This window comes from Vitiosangium sp. GDMCC 1.1324 (genome assembly GCF_003044305.1).
Lineage (GTDB): Bacteria > Myxococcota > Myxococcia > Myxococcales > Myxococcaceae > Archangium.
The window spans coordinates 254250-274457 of record NZ_PZOX01000012.1 but is presented as its reverse complement, the minus strand read 5'-3'; the positions used below and the strand labels follow the sequence as shown (position 1 = coordinate 274457).

The window sequence follows — 20208 nt, the reverse complement described above, 5'->3', positions numbered from 1 at the left end:
CCTCACTCAGGGGTCAGCCGATGCAGGAGACCGCAGCACCGTCGGGGAACCTGGCCAGCGTGCCATCGGGAACCACGTAGTGGTTGGCCCACTCATAGCTGGAGGGGTTCTGGATGACATACTTCTGGCCGAGATCGTTGATACGGTAGAGAACTCCGCTGGAGCGCTCGCGGAGGCGGGTCCCGCACTGGGGAATGTCCGACATGCTGGCCGCGGAGCCATTCGGGATCACCTTCACGCTCCCCCAACCGCCGTAATACTCCACATCCGCCGAGGTAGGGAGCCAGAACTTGGTGTACCCGAAAAGGACATAGACCGGGTCACCACTACGCTCGCGAACCATCGTTCCATTCTGCGCGGTGTCGAGCGACCAGTAATTGAAGGAAGAGGGAATGATGCGCACATTGCTGGTCCCGCCGAAATGCTCCAGCTCATTCATGTCCGGGATGCCCCACGCCCAGCCACCAATGACGACGTAGATCGAAACGTCACCCCGCGACTGCAGCGTCGTTCCATCCCGGGGGACCGAGGTGATGCCATCAATGGTGCTCGACGAGACGAAGTAGGTGAATAACAGATTGTTGAAGTAGGACCACTCGGTGGAGGGAATCGAGAACTTCGCGCCTCCCTGGATGAGCCAGCGCTGGTTTTTACTGGCGTCGATCAGGACGCTCCCATCGGGGTAGGACGCATAATCGGCAGCACGAGCCGGGGTGCTGCTCAGCAGGACCAGGGCGACCGCGACGAGCGCGCCCTTGACGAATTGGAAACTCATACACACTCCCTTGTAATTAGTGAAACCACACAAAAATCCCCCATGGCCGCCTGTGCTCCCCTCCTCCTGCTGGGTTTGGATGTCCTTGCCGCACGAGGGGAAACCTGAGGCGTCATCGAGTGACTCCTTGCGCCGCGTCGACGCGTCGAAAGGAGCCCTTGCTAACGCATGGGGTGTGACGGGGGTGTGACGCGGCACGGTCTCGGCGTGGGCTCGTTCGCCTTCTTCCTGAAGCAGGTGCGTCCATGCGCGCGGCGTGATGCGTTCCACTCCGGGTCCAAGGCCCAACGATGGGAACCCTGACAACTTCGTGGAGATGGACGGCATCCTCTACTTCTCCGCCAACGACCACGCCGGCAACGAGCTGTGGCGCAGTGACGGCACCCCCGAGGGCACGGTGCTGGTGAAGGATGTCTCTCCGGGCTCGGCCACCTCGGGATTGAGTGCGCCCACTCGGATAGGGGAGACGCTCTTCTTCATCGCCCACACGCCGGCCACTGGCTATGAGCTGTGGAAGAGCGACGGCTCCGAGGCCGGCACGGTGATGGTGAAGGAGATCCGCTCCGGGACGGCGTGGTGTGACTGCAACGTGCTCGGGGCCTACCAGGGGATGTTCTATTTCGTCGCCAACGATGGGGTGTCCGGAGTGGACCTCTGGCACAGCGACGGCACACCCGAGGGCACGGTGAAGGTGAAGGACTGGCCCTATGACCCGTCCAGCGGCGCCATCCGCGAGCCCGTCCAGATGAACGGCATCCTGTATTTCATCCGCCTCTCCGCACTGTGGCGCACGGACGGGACGGACGCGGGGACGTGGATGGTGAAGCAGCTCATCAGTGAGCCGAAACGGTGTCAAAGAACTTGAAACGCACGCCCCCGGGCGAGTCAACCTCATCGGCGAGCACACCGGGTCGCCGAGCCATGACTCACGGCCAGGGTACGTGACAGGCAGACAGCCGGTGCCCGGTGGCAGGGCCATGCGAGCGAGGGCGAGCCCTGACACCGGGACCTGCTGTCCTCAGGTGCGGTTGCCGGTGGAGGCCGGATGGGTCAGCCCGGTGATCCCCGCCAGCATGTTGCCTCGCAAGTCGCTGCCGGTGACCAGCACCTCGGCATTGGAGACGAGGCCGAAGCTCTGCTGATTGGCGGCAGACACATCCTTGGATCGAACACCCGTCACCACGCCCGTCCCGCTGCTGTAATAATAGACGCCGTTGCGGCGACCATCGATCCGGAGGCGGCCGTTGGCGATGAACTGCCCTCCCGTCACGTTCGCGTCGGGGCAGTTGATGAACAGACCATCCAAGCCATTATTGACCACCATCCCGCAGCTGACCTGCACTTCGCGGTTGTGGTCCGAGATGTAGATGCCGCACTCGTTCGCCAGCTCCACGAAGCCCGGACGAATCAGATGCTGAGAGCCCCACGTGTCGAGGTAGATGCCGTGGCCGCGGTCTTCCCCATAGAAACCGCCATCAATGCGAATACTGGCCAGTGGGTTGGTCTGGACACCGTACGCCGCGACGCCATGCGACCCGTTGGCGTAGGTGATGCAGTTTTCCAGCGCACCGACCGATGTGGCCGGCGCCGTGTTGCGGCTTTCGTAGCGGTAGCCACAACCCCCGTTTTTGGACGCGCTGCACTTGCTGAAGTAGTACTGGAGAGGGTTGGCGGCTCCCAGCGCACTGGCAACCATGTTGAAACCGTGGCTCACATTGTCCACCGCCTGGACCTCGAACAGCATGGTATAGGCCGTCATGCCCACGTTGAACCCGATGTAGTTCTTGCTCAGGCGCAGATCCGTGAGCACACCCCGGTCCCACGAGCCCGTGATGCCATTGGTGTCGTGGAAGATGCCATCGCCCCCGGCCACCGGAGCCGACGGGCCATCATGCTCGATAGTCATGCCACTGATGTGGACGAAGTCCGCGCCCTGCTCGATGAGGATGACAGGACTCTGGGGCGCGCTCGAGCGGAGGGTGGTGACACCGCTGCCTTCGCCATGCAAGGCGGTTTTGGTCTTCAGCGTCACCGGAGCGGACACCACGTAGGTCCGGGCCAACAAGCGAATCTCCTTCGTGCCCGTATCGAACGCCCTCTGGAATGCCGCCGTATCGTCCGAATCATTTGCGTAACGGTGATCATCGACGTAGACCGGTTGAGCCACAGGGACATCTCCTTGAAGCCAGACCAGCATCATGCCGGCCCATGGACATCCCTTCTACACTCCCCGTCTGACATCCATTGGACCGCCGGTATCACCATCAGAACGCCGTGAACCCGGTACCCGACAGGCTTCAGAGCACGCACTGGGAGGGTGAGGGGCTCAGAGGTAGCCCACCCGATAGGAGCAAGCCACCAGCGGCTCCCCATTCATGGCGGTGATTGCCTCGCAGCTCTCGACATCGGGCATGCCTGCCTCCGCGCAGGAGGCCCGGCAGTCGGAGGCTTCCAAGGGACGACTCGGGAGCGCCGGAGCGCGCCCCGAGTAGATGCATCGGACCTCTTCGCCGCTCCAGCCGCAATTGACCGACGGGGGGACGCCCAAGGCTCGAGAGCAGACCTCGACGCAGTTGCTGCCGCTCTCGCCGGGAGCGTGGGCGATGGGGATGAAGACGTAACGCGAGGTGGGGCATCCCCCAAGCAGCACTGCCGCAGAGAGTGCTCCGAGCGCACGCACGATGAGGGACGGGGTCATGATTCCTACTCCTTGGAGGGAGAACGAGGGGCACGAGGTGTTGAAGCAGGTGAGCCGAGCCCGTCCACAGCTGGACCCCCGGTGGCCTCCACGTCCAGGAAGCGAACTTCAACGCGGCGGGCGAGCCAGCGGATCAGCCGCCGCGGTCCCTTGACGACAAGCATGTCCTCGCCGCTCTCGGACACCGCTCCGCCCTGGGCAAGGATCGCCTTGCTCAACTTGGGGTTCGACTCGAAGAGTCCGACCACGAGCTCCACTTCCTCCTCGGGCAGGGCCTCGGCGGAGCGAAGCAGTTGCTCAGCACCGGCGCGTCCTTCCAGACAACCGGAGGGCGGGCCGAGGCTTCGCCCGAGCTTCAATGCCGCCTCGTAGCGACCGACCCAGTCCACTCCAGGCAACCGGCGGACCTGACCCGCTTGAACCGCGGTCATGCGGACCACGGCGGTGGTCGCATTCCAGTCGACCAGCACCCTCGGCGCTGGGCTCTCGAGTGCCGGGGCGTGCTGCAAGGATGCGAGCCACGGTGAATCATTGAACATGGGTGCGGCGAAGTGGACCAGCCAATACACCGGCTGCTCGGGTCCAGCCGAGAGGGCCCACCCTCTCGGAACCGGGAGCTGGTCCGGTCGCGTCCTGCCGGTATCGACGATCAGGCCCAGACCGGTGCTTTCGAGCACGTCCACGTCGTCGGCATATTGAAACCAGGCCCGGACCTGCTCGACCGGATTCTGGTAGAGCCCCGTGAGACGGGCCGCCAGGGCATCGAGTTGTGCATCGGTCGCCTGGACGAAGAAGGGATATTCGGAGCCGGCGCCGTACTCGAAGAGCACCCGGGCGCCGACGCTCGCGAGGCCCGCGGCGACGTGCTTCAAGCTCGCTTCGTCTCGGGCCATCGCGTCGGGCATGCGGATCTTGATCTTGTGCAAGCCGCCTCCGGGACGCTTGCTCGAGTCAGGTTGCGCCCAGACGAGACAGTCGCCCTCCTCGGCACGCGCCGCCCGCGAGGGGGTCAGAAGGCCGAGGGAGACCGCGAGGATGCCGAGGGACACAGAGGCGCTGGGGGACATGCGGCTCAAGACAGCCTGACCGGCCCGGAAATTCATCGAGGCCTCGCTCGAATCTTTGACACCTTCCTCGGCCTGCTCAGGGCTCCTTGCGGAGGATATCGCCCTTGTTCCAGTCCATGCTCTTGCCGATGAGGAAGCGGGCCTCCGCATCCTCGACCTCCGTCAACGTATTCGGCCGATAGCAGTGGTCGATGCGCATGGTGACCAGGTTCCCGTTGATGCCCGTGATGCGCCCGACGACGTCGTACGCGACCATGTAGTCCACACGGATCAGATCGTTGACCTGGTAGCCCACCGCGACCGGGAGTGGCACGGCCGCGCCCCCTCCCCTGCCCCCCATCCCGGAGGAGGAAGAGGAAGAGGAGGAAGCGGAGGAAGAGGGGGGAGACGCCGTCGCGGTGGAAGTGCTCGTGCCCGAGCTGCCTCCGCCTTTCTTTCTATCACTCCGCTCCTTCCGCTTCGTATGGATCTCCAGCTCGCGCAGGGTCCGGTGAAAATTGAGCCGGGTTTGGAAGGAACTGCTGCGCTGGGGCGCGCCGCCCACGCGTGGAGCATCCGCGTTCAGGAGCGCCGAGTACCTGGGATAGACGAACATCGTGAACCAGAGCATGAAGAGCATCTTCTGCTCTTCCGCATCCACCAGCCCTCCGAGTTTGAGCAGGTTCCGGCGCAGCTCATTGAACCCGGGGGACGAGAGGAACCCCTTCTGGACGATCTTGTGCTTGAGCTGGTTGTAGTCACGCAGGTGGTGCTCTGCCAGCTTCTCGATCATCTTGTTGACCCGGTTCTCGCTCACGGATGAGTATTTGAGGAATCCGGTGTCTCTGTTTTCAATCTGAAAGAAGAGCGGATACCCCTTGATGGGATTCGGCGAGTTCAGCGCCGCGTCGCAGCGCATGAAGTAGTCCATCAACTCCGTGAGGCTGTCGCCCTCGAAGAGGCAGAGTTGCTTGATGCGTGCGGCGCCCACGGGATTGGGAAGATCCGGGAGGGGCTTCGTGCGATCGAAGTAGATGGTCGGAACCCCCAGATACATCAGGCGCTCCATCGAACCGCTCCGCATGCCCACCTGGACCACCCGGTACTGGGAGGCGAGCTGAAGCAGGAAGTTGATCTGCGCGCCCATGGGCCTGTTCCGGAAGGGCTCGCGCTCGAAGAAGCGGATGAGGTTGTGGTCCTTGGCGCCCTTCTTGAAGCCACTGCGGAGTTCCAGCAGCATCTCGACCTGGCTTGCGTCGTAGCCGTAGTGGGCACGCAGGTACATGCACAGCCGCGTGTACTCCTCGTGGCTCGGGCGCTGGGTGAGGGAGATGCCCAGCACGAGCGCGGCATGTTCGAGCGCGGTCCGCGAAAGCGCCACCGACCGGGACGCATCCGTGACGGTCGTTCCAAAGTCCTCCACGAGCTCATCGCCAATGGGCACGAAAAGGATGGGAACCCCCGTCTGGACGGAGAGCTCCTTGACCATGTGACGAACCTGTTTGTAGAGCGTCACATTGGTGTGGTGCTGGGGTTTCCCCACGCTGGGTGCTTTGCCCGAGCCGTCCTGCTCGTAGGTGCCCAGGATGGCGCTCTCCTCGTCCTTCTTCGCGCCACGGATCCAGAACAGCAGGAGGATGGGCTCGGGAGCCTTCTTGCTGGGAACGCCCAGCTGGACGACCGGGGGCTTGCTGGGAACGCCCAGCCGGGCGACCGGGTCCTTGTGCGCGATCAGGCCGGCCATGAAGGTCCGGATGAAGGTCCGGTTGTCTTCCGTGTAGGCCTGGGTGCAGCGGAGGACGGCCTTGCGCAGCGCGTCCGCCACGGCCGCGAACCCCTTCACGGTGATGCACTGCCGGACGTAGTCGGTCGACTTGCTGATGTAGGCGAAGTAGAGCTCGTCGTCCCGCTCGAACCCAAACGTCCGAGCCACCAGCGCCTTGAACGCCGTCCGCGTGGAGGGCCCCAGGCCCCTCACCAGGTAACAGAGCGAGTCCGAGGAGTAGCTGGAGTGGACCTTGAGGTAGTTGCGCAGGCGCTCCAGGTCCTTCGGGGACGGCAGCTCCGCCAGTGAAACCTCGAGGGCGTTGGCAGCGTACGCGAGGGAGCCTGCGTCCACCTTCACCCTGGCATCGAGTCGGGCGTCCAGCTCCTTGAGCCAGAGGCTCGGGTCGTTCTCCTCTCCCGTGAGGAAGAGGGACACGAGCCGGGGGTTGTCCTTGAACAGGGTCTTGTTCGCGGTGATGAGCAGCTCGTTGTCCCCCGCCTCGTACTCGACGACGTCGACTGCGTCGCTGAACCGGCAGCGTGCGAGCACGACCTGGGGACCAAATTGCCCGAAGGATTCGAAGTAGCCCAGGCGCGTCTGGACCTTCCGCGTGTAGTCGCGGACCTCCTGGGAAGCACCGTTCACGCCGGGCTGATACAGGTCGTCGTTGATCCAGAAGAGGCCCAGTCGCAGGGCCTCCACCTTGAGCGCCTGATTCAGGACCAGGGCATAGATGAGCCCATAGGTGTCGCCGTCCTGGAAGAGATGATGATTGATGAAGACGACCTTCATGGGAGCACCTTTCTCCGATCACTCTCGCGACTCGCGGCGGACGGGTCAATGACCCCTGGGGTTCCGCGGAGACACATCCAGCCCTGTCCGGACGTCGTCTCCTGGATTCCAGAGCATCTCACGATGAAACGCGCTATCCTCGGAAGGCTGCACAAACCCGAATTGCCATCTAGAGGTTTCCATCATGCGCAAGAGCATCTTTGGCGGGCTGTTGGCGGTTGGCTTGCTGGCAGGCTGTGGTGGTGTCGAGGACGTAAGCGAGGAGTCCCAACTGAGCACGCGCAAGGACGAGCTGCCCTACTGCGAAGGGTTCTCCTTTGTCAGGTACTACAGCGATGCGACCTACAGCGTGGAGGTGGGCCACGGCGATTGTAGCTGTGGCCACACGCTGCGCGTCGTCGGGACGAAGACCAACTTCGCCATCTACGATCCCGACAACTGTGGTTGATCACCGCGCCTGAGGCTCAGCGCCGAACCGTGCCGGGGTGGATGTCGACACACCCACCGCCCCGGCCCGTGCTGCCCGAGATGCCGAAGAGTTCCGCGTAGCGGGCGGCGGTGTCCTGGCCCTTGACGGTGGTGAAGCGGGCCCCCGTCATCGGCTCAGAGGGTGTCAAGCGACCAGGGGCACGAAGCGCAGAGGAAAGGGCCGGGTATTCGGGTGCTGCTCCTGCACGGCCCGCGCTCCCAACACGGGCTTGCTCCGTTCTCGGGCATCCTCCTCCGCCTCCAAGCAGCAACCCCCTCACCTTGCGCTGCCTCTCCTCTACTCCCAACCCCTCCCAGCACGGCAGTGGCGCCACCTCCAACTCCACCGGCTCTGCCCATTTCTCCGCGAAACTCCCCTGCTCGCCTCCCTTTTCCTCTCTGCCCCGTTCGCTCCAGCGTTTCGTCCAGTTGTACCGCCGGCCGTGGGCCGTAGTCGCGTTGTCAGGGGTTGCGTGCATCCTCGTCAAACGAGCACTCCCCACCATTCAGTGGGGCTCGTCTGGAGGGCGCGATATGCCAGGTGGATGGGGTACATGTAGAGGTTTGAACGTGGGACTGGTGGCAGCAGGAATGTTTTGGTTTCTGCCCCTCCCGAGCCATGCACAGGATGTTCCACCCAATGTCATCCTCCTGCTGGACAACAGCGAGTCCATGCAGGACTTCCCACAGTATCTGCCCGAGGTCTTCACACCCGGCTACTACCCCACGCCCTCGAACCCCGCTCCTGGAGATCTTGGAGGAGTAGGCTCGGCTGGAATGGCAATCAACACGGGTTGCTCGGACCCGGCGCTGGTCTCCGCGATGAGCTGGTTCGACGCGAACAGCTCGGACCCGGCGAAGAACGGCTCCGTCGTCTATGATAGCGACCCCGACCTCGCCTCTCCTTTCTTCAATCCGAATGCGTTCTATTTCACTCGCGGCCGGCGCATCGCCTGGATGGTGAAGGAGTACCCGTCCTCGCTCAGCCTTGACACCCGCCAGCTGGACTACTCTTACGGTGACGCACTCAACGCCTGCTACAGCCAGGTGGGCTGGGATATAGAGGACTACCCATTCCCCTACTCCGACTCCTCACTCATCGCGGAGTGCGTGAGCTGTCTGAACACCAAGGGCTGGTGGCGGGGTCCGATGGTGAACCCCGCGACCGTTTCGTATCAGCATGGCCCCGTCCGGGAGCCCGGCGAGCCACAGATTCCTCCCGAGGCGTATCGCAAGTGGGTTGTCAGTGGCCGGGTCCTCAACGTGCGTCCGCCCAAGTTCGTGATTGCGCGCAAGGTGATCAAGGACGTCATCAAATCGGTGACCCACACGCGCCTGGGCGTGGCCACCTTCGGCAGGGACCACGGCTGGTTCGATCCGCCGGAGCTGCTCGCACCGCTGCGTCCGACCTGCGAACAGTCCCATCCCACCTTCGATGAGACGGCGATGGATCGGCCCGGGCTGATGAAGGCCGTCAACAACATGCAGTACCGCAACAACGAGCGCTCCATTGGCGAGGCCCTGTTCGGTCTGGGTGGCTACTACTCCTCGCAGCAGATGGACGGCAAGTGGGAGAAGTGGTTCAAGCAGCCGCTCTCCCCCGGGTACTTCGGCTGGCCGGGGTGCTGCAATGGTGGCACCTACGATGACCCTTACACGGGCAAGGTAGGCCTTTACTGGGGTATGGCTCCAGACGAGTGGCTGAAGCAGCCTCGCTCCGACCCATCGACCGGAGCCTATCTGCCAGGCCAGCCCTGGGAGGAGCCCTGGGCCCAGCGGCGTTCCACGTGCTTCAGGTTCCAGACCAATGCCGTCATCGTGGTGAGCGGGGGAACGCCTCGTTCGGACAACACGGTGCCCATCACCAAGATGATGGAGCTCCTCATGTACTACCAGAGGCGGCACGACGATGGCTCGCTGCTCCGGTTCGATCCGGTCTACCCGGAGGTGAACCCTGACGTGGGTGGCGTGAACTACTGCGACCTTGTCGGCTCCACCAAGGAGGCGTGTGACTACACCGAATACAACTGGCCGACCGGCCTTGGCGTGGGCAACAAGAACTTCATGGATGACGTGGCATTCTTCCTGTCGCACATGGATCTGCGTGACGACATGCCGGCAATCCAGACGATGCGCACGTTCGTTGTCGGTTACGGCGACAGCAGCCCCATGCTCCAGAGCATTGCGTTGGCGGGCAAGGGCAGCTTCTTCCGTGCGGACAGCACGACCGAGCTGCGGGACGCCATCCTGTACGCGATTGGCCAGAGCCACACGAGCACCAGCTCCGCGCCGTAGGGCGACTGCGGGCGCTGCTCCTACACGGCCCGCGCTCCCAACACACCTTCGCGGGTCCGTCCAAGGGTTGTCAGGGTTTTCGAGCGGTTTTCGTCAAGGGGGAGCCGGCGGCGCACGGCGCGCGCCCCGGACCCATTCCCTCTCACCACCCGATTCTCAATCCCAAGGACCCGTCCCATGTCCAAGAACCTTGTTCTCTCGCTGTGTGCCCTGCTCGTGTCCGGTTGTGGCTCCGAGCAGTCTTCCACCTCCTCCCTCCAGACCCGGGGCGCGGCCCTGCAACAGTCCGCCGCGACCCACGGCTACGAAGTGGAGCTGTCCGCCGGAGAGGAGGTACTGATCGAGCCCGGCGCGGGCCATCAGGTCATCGGGTACCTCGATGGCTTCTACACCCATTTCCAGCCCGGACTCGTCCGCGGCTCGGTCCAGATGGACGTGGACGCCGCCAGCGCTTCCGGTCCCTCCGACAGCGTGGATGATGGCCAGTTGGCGTTGCAGCTCCACGACGGGACGAACTGGATTGACCATACCGTGCGCAACGTCCGCCTGACGGAGTCCTTCTACGGAGAGGTGAGCAACACCCTGCCCGTGAGCATACCGGTGCGCTTTGAGATCCGCGTGCGGCGCCGGGCCCACGAGACGCGGCGCGTCCACGTCTCCTTCGCACGCCTGTTCGGCGCACAGTGTTACCCGGATATGTCCCAGCCCTTCGCTTGTCTGTGAAGCGGCGAGGCCCGGCTTGCTGCTGGGCTGTGCGTGGCTCAGAAATAGATCTCGAGATGGCCGTCCATCTCACGGACGTCATGGCGCTTCACGCGGGCCTTGAGCTCCTGTGGTGTTCCAGTCATCCCCATCAACGGGCCCTCGCTCGGAATGTCTTACGACACAGACGACGGGTCCACGACCGACAGCTCCAGGAAGCTGTAGATCTCACTGTGCATTCCACCGAGACTCTCGGGGGCCGGCAGGTATTTCGATGGAGTCCAGGGGGCGAGACTCACGGCGACGAGCCCCGAGCACATCTGCTGGCCATGAACCGTGACCTCGAGCTCACCGGTCGCCCCTGGCGGAATCGACATCCGGTGTTCGAAGCGCATGTCATCCCCCGCGTGGGAGGCGGGAACGAGCTCCTCACCGTTCAGTCGCACGCGAACCGTCACCGCGTCCGCTCCAAGAGGCCGGCCTCCCACCAGGAGGCGCAGTCCCGTCGCCTCGGTCCCCACGTTCCGGAAGCGCTGCCTCCAGGTCGAGGAGGACGCCAGCGGAACGGAAAACTTGCGTTTCATCGTGTCGGTCGCCGAGGCGTCCTCCCAGTCGAGCCGAGGGCGCGAGCACCCGTAATCCCAGAGCGGTTCGCCTTGAGCCAGCGGTGCCTTGAACTTCCAGAGCTCCGGCGGCTTGCCGGCCTCGCAGCGCACCTGGGCAATCCAGCCGTAGTCGAGGTAGTCCGGCGCAATCCAGACCCTGCCGGGAGCCGCGGTCGCCGTGGCGAAGCGGAACGTATCCTCCATGTCGACCGGCACCATCTCCGAGATGGTCAGCTCGGGCGACACCGGTGCCAGGGCGAGGTGCCTCTTCATGACGACCAGGGCCGTGTCCTCATCCGCCAGCGCGAGGCCTCGAACACTGGTGTCTTCCTGCATGTTGAGCTCATCCGTGAGGCGCCCGTCCTCGGTGTAATGGAGCAGCGCCGAGGACGTCCCGTTCCGCGTGATGCCGAGCAGCACCCCCTTCCGGGTGGGAACCGCGAACCATTGCTCCTTGAGCCTCGCCGGCGCGAGCTTCAAGACGAAGTCCACCTTCGACGAGCCCGGACGAATCACGGCGATCAACCCCGAGCCGGGATCCACCGCCACCACGCCGTGTAAGTGAGTCGAGAGCAGGACCCCGGAAGGATCCCCCTCCACGCCCTCCTCGGGAGGGAAGAGCTCACACGGCACGCCGACGACCGGCTCGGGGAGTGGCATCGTCTGCCAGGCGCTCGCCGACAAATCGCTCCACAGGATGCTGGCCAGCCCCGGACGACCGTCGACCTGGCAACCGATGAGTCGCTCCCCATCACACACCAGGTCCGCCAGCTCCACCTCCAGCGGCGTGACGGGCGTGTCCAGTCCCCGAGTCAAGGTGAAGACTCGGGGCGGATGGTTCTCGGGCCCGAACTTCTCCACCTCGCGCTGCGCCCCACGCCCCACCCAGACCCGCTCCTTCTCGGGTGCCACGGCCAGGACGACGTTCGACATCCGATTGAACTCCACATCTCCCTTCACCCAGCGCTGAATGCCCTGGTTCTTCTCGTAGATGTCCAGGTGGGTCAGGCTTCCAACCCACAGTGTCTCGCCGCTCGCCCACAGGCGCCGCAAGGGCCTCGTCGTCATCGTCTGTCCTCCGTTCCGAATCGGCCCTCAGCCGACGAACACCTGAAGCGTCTCCTTGAGCTCCGAGGACACCGAGCCCATCCCATCGCTCGTGTCCTCCGAGGGAACCCACGCCATCACGCCCACGTCGATGATGCCTCCACCTCCGCCTCGGGCCTGGAAGGTGAGCTCGAGGTGGTGCTCACTCGAAGGATCCAGGGGCATCGGAATCTGGGCCTCGGCTCCCGAGATGAACGAGACGTGCAAGGGACGCTCGACGCCATTCACCACCAGGCGCGGCTCCACCAGACTCGTCTTGATGAAGTCCCCAGTCACCGAGATGCTCACTCCCGCCCCTTGCTCACCCACGTTCCGGAAGGACCGTCTCCAGGTGACGGACTGCGCCATGGGAATGCGGAGGACGGGATGGGGGTCGGACGACCACTGGATGACGGGCCGGGTCTCTTGCCGCTCCACGACGTTCTCATCGCCTCGGCGTGGGATGCGTGGGATGTCCGCACCATGCCACTCCCGGTGGAGCGCTCCCAACTCCAAGACGAGGCCATGCCACAGCGGGAGTTCCTGTCCCCTCCAGATGACCTTGTGGGGCTTGCACTGCGACCAGTTGGCGGTGATGACAATCCAACGGGTCGCCTCGGGGCGCTCTTCGATGGGGAGCGCCTTCAGCCTGGAGGACAGGTCGTCGAGGAGCGCCTCGAAGTCCGCGTCGAAAATGTCATACATGAGGAGCGCTTGGAGCAACTCGAGGTAGTCGGGCCGGTCCTCGGGAAGCTCCACCTCCAGGTGCTCGCAGACGGTCTCGAGACACGACACGGCGGACTCGAACGCGTTTTCGCGAAGCGTCTGCGCTACCCGCTCACTAAGGTCCGCTTCGTCGACGAGCACCACGTCCTCCAGGAGCTGGACGTCGACCAGCACCAGGTCCGACAGGAAGCGAGGAACGTTCTCGACGATGGCTCGCGCGGTCCCGGCGACGAAGGCCCGAAACCGCGTCTCCTCGACGTCCAGCGCCTCCAAGGGGATGTAGCGCGCCAGGGACGATGAGCCGGTGCCCTGGGAGTACTCCAATCTGGCGAAGGCACTCATCGGGTCGTCCTCCCGGCGCCCGAAGGAGTACCGGAAGTAGCCAGTCTGCCTCCCCCGCGGATTGACGTGCTGCTCGAAGTGCTGCTGGAGGTACTCGAGGTTCGCCGCGATTCTTTTCTGGGACATGGCCTCGGTGGATCCGCCCTCTGGAGGAGCCGATGGCTCCCGCTTGGAGCGACACACTCAAACGCAACCGAGCTGCACTGGCAACCTCAAAACATTGCAACACCGCCACGTCCCCTCAGCCCATGAAGTCGCGAGCCTCTTCGCTCTCTGGCTCGGGCTGGCGCCTCAGTACCTCGGACAGGCGCCTCAGGAACGCCACGCGGTCCATGGACAGGAGGCCTGCAACGGCATCCGCGAAGAACATGCCCTCGGAGGTCAAGGCCAGGGTTTTCCTGTCCGGGCGGTGGAGCAACCCCGCCTCCTCGGCGACCTCGAAGTGCGCGCCAAAGGTGCTTTGAGCCCAAGAAAGCCAAGAAGATGTCAGACATGTGAGTCGCTCGGGCAGTAGGAAGAGGACTCGCGCCTGTGCGTGTTGTTGACCCCGCCGCCGGAATGGTTGGAGGGACGACAGCCTCGCCCGGCGGACCCGGCACCGGCTTCGCCATTCCGTGCAGACTGGGGCGGGCCTGAGCCGTCCGGGGGGTGGTGCGATGCGCAGCAACCAGTCGCCCGAGCCGAAGTGGATCTACGACGCGTTCATCTCCTACAGCCATGCGGTCGACAATCAGCTCGCTCCCGCGGTGCAACGCTGTCTGCACCGCCTGGCCAAACGCTGGTACCGGCCGCGCGCCCTGCGGGTGTTCCGCGACGAGGGCAGCCTCGCGGCCAACCCGGATCTCTGGGTCACCATCGAGAGCGCGCTGCGCAGCTCGCGTTACTTCATCCTGCTCGCCTCCCCGGAAGCCGCCCGCTCGGAGTGGGTTCGACGCGAAGTCTCCTTCTGGCAGGAGGAACGTGAGCGCGACACGTTCCTCATCGCGCTCACCGAGGGGGAGATTCACTGGGACGCGAAGGCAGGTGACTTCGACTGGCAGCGCACCACCGCGCTGCCCGAGCAACTGCGCGGCGCGTTCGACGCGGAGCCGCTGTGGGTGGACCTGACCTGGGCCCGCACCGAGACCCAGCTCTCCGAGCGGCACGTCAGGTTCCGCAGCAGCGTGGGAGCACTGGCCGCCTCCGTCCACGGCATCCCCAAGGACGAGCTGGACAGCGAGGACATCCGCCAGCACCGCCTCGCCACACGGCTACGCTGGGCAGCCATCGCCGGCCTGATCGCCCTGCTCGTCGTTGCCCTGATCACCGCCAGAGTGGCCCTGCAGCAACGCTCCGCCGCCGAGCAGCAACGCTCCGTCGCCGAAGAGCAGCGAAAGCTCGCCGAGCAGCAGCGAACGGTCGCCGAGGAGCAGCGCCGCCTGGCCACGGGCCGGGCCCTCCTGGCGGAGGCCGAAAACCTCCGCGAGTCCCAGCCCCAGATGTCGCTCCGGCTCAACCTCGCCGCGCTACGAGTAAATCCCACGCCTCTGGCCCGGGTCGGCCTGATCACCAACCTGATGAATACCCGCTACGGGGGCGGTTTCAGTTCGGGCGATTCCAGTTCAGACGATTCCCTTTCTTCCCTCCGGGACCGCATCGAATCGGCGGTGTTCAGCCCGGACGCGCGGACGTTGGCCACCGTCAAGAACTTCTCCAGCAAGGAAGTGGGCGTGACCCTGTGGGATGTCACCGACTCCGGCCTGACCCGGCTGGCGGACCTCTCCAGCAAGGCCGAGTCCCTGGAGGATGTCGCCTTCAGCGCCGACGGCGGCACGCTGGCCATCGCGGCCCGTGACGGCACCGTCATCCTGTGGGATCTGACCGAGCGCGCCCGGCCCCGGCAAGTCGCCACCCTGACCGACCTGCCCGATGTGTCGGCAGTGGCCTTCAGCCCCGACGGGAAGACCCTGGCCACGGTCTGCCGCCCGGGCAAGGACAAGGGCGCCGGCGACGGTTCACTCATCCTCTGGCATCTCGGCGACCGCACAAGACCCCAGCGACTGCTGACACGGACCCGGGTCTTCGACTCCGAAGAGGTGCTCTTCAGCCCGAATGGCCGCCTGCTCCTCACCTCCTCGGGGTTGCTCGCCGGCAAGGAGTCGCCCACGGGTCTGGTGGTGACCCATGGGACGGGCCAGACCCTGTGGGACGTCTCCGAGCTCACCCGCCCGAGAGAGTTGGTGCGGCTGCCGCTCTCGTCGGAACACCCCGCGTTCAGCCCGGACAGCCGCCTGCTCGTCACCGCCCACGACCGCAACGCGGACCTGTGGGACATCTCCGCTCCGAGTACCCCCAAGCGGCTCGCCATACTCGTTGGCCACATCGATTCGCTCAATGCGGTGGCGTTCAGCCCGGACGGCGGTACGCTCGCGACCGCCAGTAACGACGGCACGGCGCGCCTCTGGAACCTCCGCGACCCGACCCGGCCGAGTCCGGTGGTGCTGGGCGGCCACACGGGCTCGGTGCAGGCCGTGGCGTTCAGCCCGGATGGCCTGACCCTCAGCACCGCCGACGACAGAACCACCGTGACGCGCTGGCACACCCGCCACCCCGAACCGACGGCCGTGGCGACGCTGGCCGAGGAGGAGGGCGTGGGGGATGCGGCCGCGTTCAGCCCAGACAGCCACACCCTGGCGACCGCGGGCTTCGGGGGGACCGTGCTCCTTTGGGACGTCACCGACCCACGCCACGCGAGCAGGTTGGCGACGCTGCCCGGGCGCATCAGCTCCGTGAATGCCGTCTCGTTCAGCGCGGACGGTACCACCCTGGGGAGCGCCGCCGGCAACGAGGTGAACTACAGCGGTCAGGGCGCGATCGTGCTGTGGGACGTCACGGCCCCGGAGCACCCGCGCAAGGTCGCCACCGAGACCCGTTCAACCGCCGTGTCGACCGTGGCGTTCAGCCCGCGCGGAACGACGCTGGTGGCCACGGGCGGCTTGGTCTTCAGTGAGGCATGGGGAGCGCTGTGGGACGTCAAGGATCGCACCCACCCGACCCCGCTCATCACGTTCTCCGGCATCAACATCCTGGGCGGAATTGCCTTCCGCCCGGACGGAAAGGTCCTGGCCCTCCCCCAGGGTTATGGGCTGATCCTCTGGGATATCTCCAATCCCTCCCGTCCGGTTCGCATCTCCTCCGAATCCTCTCCGGCTCACCTTTCCGAACCGAGCCTGGACAACGCCAAGAAGGCGGCCTTCAGCCCGGACGGGCACTCGCTGGCGACCACCCATTCCGATTACGGAAGCGGTCGTCGTCAGGGAAACGTGAACCTGTGGGACGTCACCGACCCCGCTCGACCCCGCCATGTCGCCACGCTGAAGGGCCACACGGGGGAGATCAACGACATTGGCTACCACCCCGGAGGGAACCTGCTGGCAACGGTGAGCGAGGACGGGACCGCGATCCTGTGGGACGTCGCCCATGCGGCCGCACCGAACCGGGTGGCGACGCTGCGGATGCTCTCCCGTAACGTACAGGACCTGGCGCTCAGCGCCGACGGGCGTTGGCTGGTGACCAGCAGCCGCGACCGCCTCGCCATGGTGTGGGACCTCGGCGTTCTGCCGGCGGTCGTCGCCAACCCCATCGGTGTGGCATGTCAGCTCGTGGGTTCGGGCCTCAGCCCCGAGGAGTGGAAACAGTATGTGCCCGGAATCCCCTACCAGCCCCTGTGCCAGTAGGGCCGCGAGCCGGGGAACGTCCTGTTCGAGGTGGGTTCGCCCCCAGCCCCGAGCGAGCCTCCGTCAGTGCAGATCGTGGTCCGGGTCCCGCGCGTCCTCGTGCGCACCGGGCCGCTGGTCCCCCGGCGTCCCCCGCCGTTCCCCGAGCACATCCCTCCACCGCGCTCGGGGCTGGGAGGGCGAGCCCGCCTCGACCGGAGCATCCCCGCGCAGCAGGGGACGACGGCTGGCTCCGGAATGCACCCAGGGCACCGCCACACGCCCGGCCAGGAGGGCCCGCCCGAGCGCGGCTCCCACGACGGCGCCCACCACCGCCGCGAGCCCGCTCCACCCCAGTTCCGGCAAGACGCCCACGCTGCCCAGTCCCACCAGGGCGGCCAGCAGCAGCGCACCCGCCCAGGCGAGCAACCCGTGCAGGTACGCGTCCCGGATGCCCCGTTCACCCGAGGCGCAGACCCCCGTCCACGACGCCACGCCCGAGGCGAGCAGCGGCGCCACCACCCACCACACCCGCAGCCCGAGTCCGGGCGCGTTCTTCTCCAACGACAACGAGAACATCTGCGGCATGTCTCCGAAGCGCAGGAGCACCAGCCATACGGCGGCCCCCAGCAGCGCGCCCGTGGCCACCGCGCCCCAGCGCACGCCCGGTAGGGGTTGGAACTGCTTGCGAGGTGTCTCGTCCATGGTGCCTCTCCTCTCTGGGGGTGCTCGCGCACGAGCGCCCTGGACGGGCGCTCCACCAAGGACCATGTGCAGCCCGCTCCCTGGCCGCAGCACACCTCGGGAAGACCGTGCCTCGACACACCGAGCGGGCAGCCTCACGGAGAGGGCCGTTCCAAGCCCCGAGCAAGGAGGGGGAGCGGGCCAACGGCCTGGAATCCACGGAATGAACCCGCCCCAGCCATCCCTCGGACGTCGTCCCCCCAAGAAGGAGTCAGAGCCTCCAGGAAGGGAAGAGGCCGAGCGCTGCACGTCAAGGATTCCTAGCACCCATACAACTTGTGGAGCTTCTGGATGTCCATCTTCGTGAAGCCCGAGCCGTCACTGAACCTCGCGCCTTTTTGCTTGGGGACCATGGTGTCCTGCCCGCTCTTCGAGAAGAAGTCCCTGCCGTAGTGCATTACGGATGGCAGTTGTAGTCCAGGCCTCCGCAGGTGCGCCCGTTGCACGAGAGTCCCAGGGCACACGAAGAGGCCTCGTCCGCGCATGACTCACCGAACTGCCTGCGGGGCATGCAGGTGCGGGACGACTCGGAGCAGTAGAAGCGAAAATTGCAGACGCGCCCGTCGCAGCTCTCCCCCTCTCGCGCGAGTCGACGGCACGTGCCGCGCTGACCGCTCCCGGTGTCCGAGCCCTCGCAGTAGAGGCCTCGGCCGCACTCCCGGTAGTCGCGGCACGAGGAGCCCTCGTCGACGAGCCGCGGGCGGCACCTGCCGGGCGCACCAGGGTCGGCATCGCAGAAGAGCTCCCGCTGGCATCCGCTGAGGTCGAGGACGTTCGCGGCCTGGGCGGTACAGGACTCTCCCTTGCCGTTCAGCGCATGGCAGGTACCGTCGATGCACGCGAGGTTCCAGGCACACCGATGGCTTTGGAGGTCGCAGGCCTCGCCCTTGGACGCGAGGCGCCGGCAGACGAGGCTGTCCGAATCGCAGATGAGATCCGGCTCACAGGCCTCCGAGTAGTCGATGCCCGGCTGATCGCAGGACTGCCCCTCCTTCAGGGGTTGCTGGCAGGTGGACTGGAAGGAGACGAGGCCTTCCATGCACAGAAGGGAGGATGGGCTCTGGGCTCCCTCGGCGCGCTTGGGCTGACAGGTCCCGCAGTACCAAGGGGCCGTCGAGCTGCAGACGGATGGGGCACCACACTCACCACTCCAACGACAGGCCTCGCCGTCCGCCACCTCACCGAAGAGGAACCGGCAGTCCGCGGACATGCCCACGCCCTCCAGCAACATCCGCGAGGACAGCGGGTCCACGTCACAGGGGCCACTCCGGATCTTCTCCAGACACTTCTCGGCCGCATCCGCGTCGTAGTGCATCTGGCCCGCGTTGATGGCCACGCTGTACTGCGCGTTCAACCCATGCTGAGCGAGAAACCCCACCGCCAGGCCCTGTTCGCAGGAGTCCGCGTCGTACGACAACCCGCAGCGCACGTACTTCTCGCACACGGCCGTGGCGAGCTCCGCGTCGAAGTCCTCGCGCTTCACGCTTCCGCACGCCGCCAGCCACAAGCCCACCAGGAGCAGTCCTGCCTGATATCCGCGCATGTTTCCCCCTCGTTGGTTCGGGGGAACTGGTGTAGCACGACGCCCTCGGCGTCGCGCGCGGTGAGAGCCGTCACAACCAGAACGGGATGAGCGCGCGCCGTTGGGACGGGTAGTCCGCGAAGGTTTCGCGGTACCAGCGGTGATGGGACAAAGCCCGCGGCACCAGGTTCGCAGCCGTGTACAGCGCAAACGAGACACCCGCGAGCGACCAGGTCGCGATCGCCCAGCCCACCCACTCCATGATTTCACCCAGATAGTTGGGACAGGACACCAGTCTGTAGAGACCGCCCTGGGGAATCTGGTACCCGCCCTCGCCACGCGCTCGCAGGCGAAGGAGCGTGGTGTCCGAAGTGATGTTCACCCATTTGCCGAGAAGAAACAGCAGCGCCCCCAACACGAACCGCGGGTCCAGGAGCCATGCGTTCGAATACGTCCCGAGATGTGAAATCCACCGCGCGTTCACGTAAGCGTTGAGCGTGTTGAAGATGAGCGCCAGCGACACGATGAGCCAAGGCGTCCGCTTCCTGTCGGCCTTGAGCTGGAAGGGGTAGATGAAAGTGCGGTGGACGTAATGGAGCATCCAGAGGCCGAGCAAGGCCAACGGCACCCACTCCGTCCGGTGTTGTCCCAAAGCGAAGATGGAACCGAAGAGGAGCACCGCGGGTGACTCCATGAGAATCCACGCAGTCCGCGTTCGGAGCGTGGGTCCCCACCCGCCTGTGTAGTGGCGCCCATACGGCGCGACGATGAAGTGCAAGCCGACGAAGGTCAGCCCGCCCAACACCAGCACGGCGACCGTGAGAGCTCGATGAAGGACGGCCTCATTCATATGGGCCGCGTATACCAGCAGTCCTGGGCCGCTCGCGCGTCATCTCGGTCCTCGCCCCACCCGTCCGCGGACCTCCTCGCTCCCTCGGTGCGCC

18 protein-coding genes and 1 pseudogene are annotated in these 20208 nt (G+C 65.4%); 6 read left to right on the top strand and 13 right to left on the bottom strand.

Annotation, left to right across the window (positions count from 1 at the left end):
* Nucleotides 1-13: 13 nt before the first annotated feature.
* Nucleotides 14-1045, bottom strand: coding sequence for a hypothetical protein (locus DAT35_RS31675; protein WP_146209968.1), 1032 nt, complete (start codon nt 1043-1045; stop codon nt 14-16).
* Here DAT35_RS31675 and DAT35_RS31670 point away from each other — a divergent pair.
* Together DAT35_RS31670 and DAT35_RS62475 are read left to right on the top strand one after the other, a co-directional pair.
* Nucleotides 1035-1640: an ELWxxDGT repeat protein gene (locus DAT35_RS31670; RefSeq protein ID WP_108071971.1), complete on the top strand. Its 606-nt coding sequence runs from the start codon at nt 1035-1037 to the stop codon at nt 1638-1640. The two genes, DAT35_RS31675 and DAT35_RS31670, sit on opposite strands and share 11 nt — an antisense overlap.
* Nucleotides 1612-1683: pseudogene (locus DAT35_RS62475) on the top strand (galactokinase family protein); the annotation flags it as partial. The gene DAT35_RS31670 and the pseudogene DAT35_RS62475, both read left to right, overlap by 29 nt.
* Nucleotides 1684-1793: 110 nt before the next feature.
* Here the strand turns inward: DAT35_RS62475 and DAT35_RS61120 are convergent.
* The 4 genes from DAT35_RS61120 to DAT35_RS59265 all read right to left on the bottom strand — a co-directional run bounded on the left by DAT35_RS61120 (nt 1794) and on the right by DAT35_RS59265 (nt 7079).
* Complete coding sequence (locus tag DAT35_RS61120; protein ID WP_233261838.1) at nt 1794-2975, bottom strand: glycoside hydrolase family 55 protein; 1182 nt, start codon at nt 2973-2975, stop codon at nt 1794-1796.
* 126 nt (nt 2976-3101) lie between these two features.
* Nucleotides 3102-3473: a hypothetical protein gene (locus DAT35_RS31660; RefSeq protein ID WP_108071966.1), complete on the bottom strand. Its 372-nt coding sequence runs from the start codon at nt 3471-3473 to the stop codon at nt 3102-3104.
* Between the two features lie 5 nt (nt 3474-3478).
* The gene (locus tag DAT35_RS31655) at nt 3479-4399 is read right to left on the bottom strand and encodes a hypothetical protein (protein WP_146209966.1); all 921 of its coding nucleotides are present in this window, start codon (nt 4397-4399) and stop codon (nt 3479-3481) included.
* 217 nt (nt 4400-4616) lie between these two features.
* Nucleotides 4617-7079, bottom strand: coding sequence for a hypothetical protein (locus tag DAT35_RS59265; RefSeq protein WP_158501975.1), 2463 nt, complete (start codon nt 7077-7079; stop codon nt 4617-4619).
* Nucleotides 7080-7263: 184 nt separating this feature from the next.
* Between DAT35_RS59265 and DAT35_RS31645 the strand changes: the two genes are divergently transcribed.
* Nucleotides 7264-7527, top strand: coding sequence for a hypothetical protein (locus DAT35_RS31645; protein WP_108071962.1), 264 nt, complete (start codon nt 7264-7266; stop codon nt 7525-7527).
* Nucleotides 7528-7543: 16 nt separating this feature from the next.
* On the opposite strand, the gene DAT35_RS59260 is transcribed toward DAT35_RS31645, so the two are convergent.
* Nucleotides 7544-7696: a hypothetical protein gene (locus DAT35_RS59260; RefSeq protein ID WP_158501974.1), complete on the bottom strand. Its 153-nt coding sequence runs from the start codon at nt 7694-7696 to the stop codon at nt 7544-7546.
* Nucleotides 7697-8138: 442 nt separating this feature from the next.
* On the opposite strand from DAT35_RS59260, the gene DAT35_RS31640 reads away from it, so the two are divergent.
* Both DAT35_RS31640 and DAT35_RS31635 read left to right on the top strand, forming a co-directional pair.
* Complete coding sequence (locus tag DAT35_RS31640; protein ID WP_108071960.1) at nt 8139-9842, top strand: VWA domain-containing protein; 1704 nt, start codon at nt 8139-8141, stop codon at nt 9840-9842.
* 177 nt (nt 9843-10019) lie between these two features.
* Nucleotides 10020-10565: a hypothetical protein gene (locus DAT35_RS31635; RefSeq protein WP_108071958.1), complete on the top strand. Its 546-nt coding sequence runs from the start codon at nt 10020-10022 to the stop codon at nt 10563-10565.
* 155 nt (nt 10566-10720) lie between these two features.
* Here DAT35_RS31635 and DAT35_RS31630 read toward each other — a convergent pair whose 3' ends face one another.
* From DAT35_RS31630 to DAT35_RS59255, 3 genes are all read right to left on the bottom strand, one after another.
* The gene (locus DAT35_RS31630) at nt 10721-12217 is read right to left on the bottom strand and encodes a hypothetical protein (protein ID WP_108071956.1); all 1497 of its coding nucleotides are present in this window, start codon (nt 12215-12217) and stop codon (nt 10721-10723) included.
* A 27-nt stretch (nt 12218-12244) separates the two neighbouring features.
* Nucleotides 12245-13429 (bottom strand): hypothetical protein, encoded by a 1185-nt coding sequence (locus DAT35_RS31625; RefSeq protein ID WP_108071954.1) that lies wholly within the window; start codon nt 13427-13429, stop codon nt 12245-12247.
* Between the two features lie 115 nt (nt 13430-13544).
* A complete protein-coding gene (locus DAT35_RS59255; RefSeq protein ID WP_158501973.1) occupies nt 13545-13688 on the bottom strand; it encodes a hypothetical protein in 144 nt (47 codons plus the stop codon).
* Between the two features lie 271 nt (nt 13689-13959).
* On the opposite strand from DAT35_RS59255, the gene DAT35_RS31620 reads away from it, so the two are divergent.
* Nucleotides 13960-17019, top strand: a complete 3060-nt coding sequence (locus DAT35_RS31620; RefSeq protein ID WP_108071952.1) for a TIR domain-containing protein — start codon at nt 13960-13962, stop codon at nt 17017-17019.
* Nucleotides 17020-17082: 63 nt separating this feature from the next.
* Here DAT35_RS31620 and DAT35_RS31615 read toward each other — a convergent pair whose 3' ends face one another.
* The 4 genes from DAT35_RS31615 to DAT35_RS31600 form a co-directional block, all read right to left on the bottom strand.
* Nucleotides 17083-17703, bottom strand: coding sequence for a hypothetical protein (locus DAT35_RS31615; RefSeq protein ID WP_108071950.1), 621 nt, complete (start codon nt 17701-17703; stop codon nt 17083-17085).
* A 299-nt stretch (nt 17704-18002) separates the two neighbouring features.
* Nucleotides 18003-18095: a hypothetical protein gene (locus DAT35_RS59250; protein WP_233261837.1), complete on the bottom strand. Its 93-nt coding sequence runs from the start codon at nt 18093-18095 to the stop codon at nt 18003-18005.
* A 44-nt stretch (nt 18096-18139) separates the two neighbouring features.
* Nucleotides 18140-19285: a hypothetical protein gene (locus DAT35_RS31605; protein ID WP_108071946.1), complete on the bottom strand. Its 1146-nt coding sequence runs from the start codon at nt 19283-19285 to the stop codon at nt 18140-18142.
* A 70-nt stretch (nt 19286-19355) separates the two neighbouring features.
* Nucleotides 19356-20114, bottom strand: a complete 759-nt coding sequence (locus tag DAT35_RS31600; RefSeq protein WP_108071944.1) for a methyltransferase — start codon at nt 20112-20114, stop codon at nt 19356-19358.
* Nucleotides 20115-20208 lie beyond the last annotated feature (94 nt).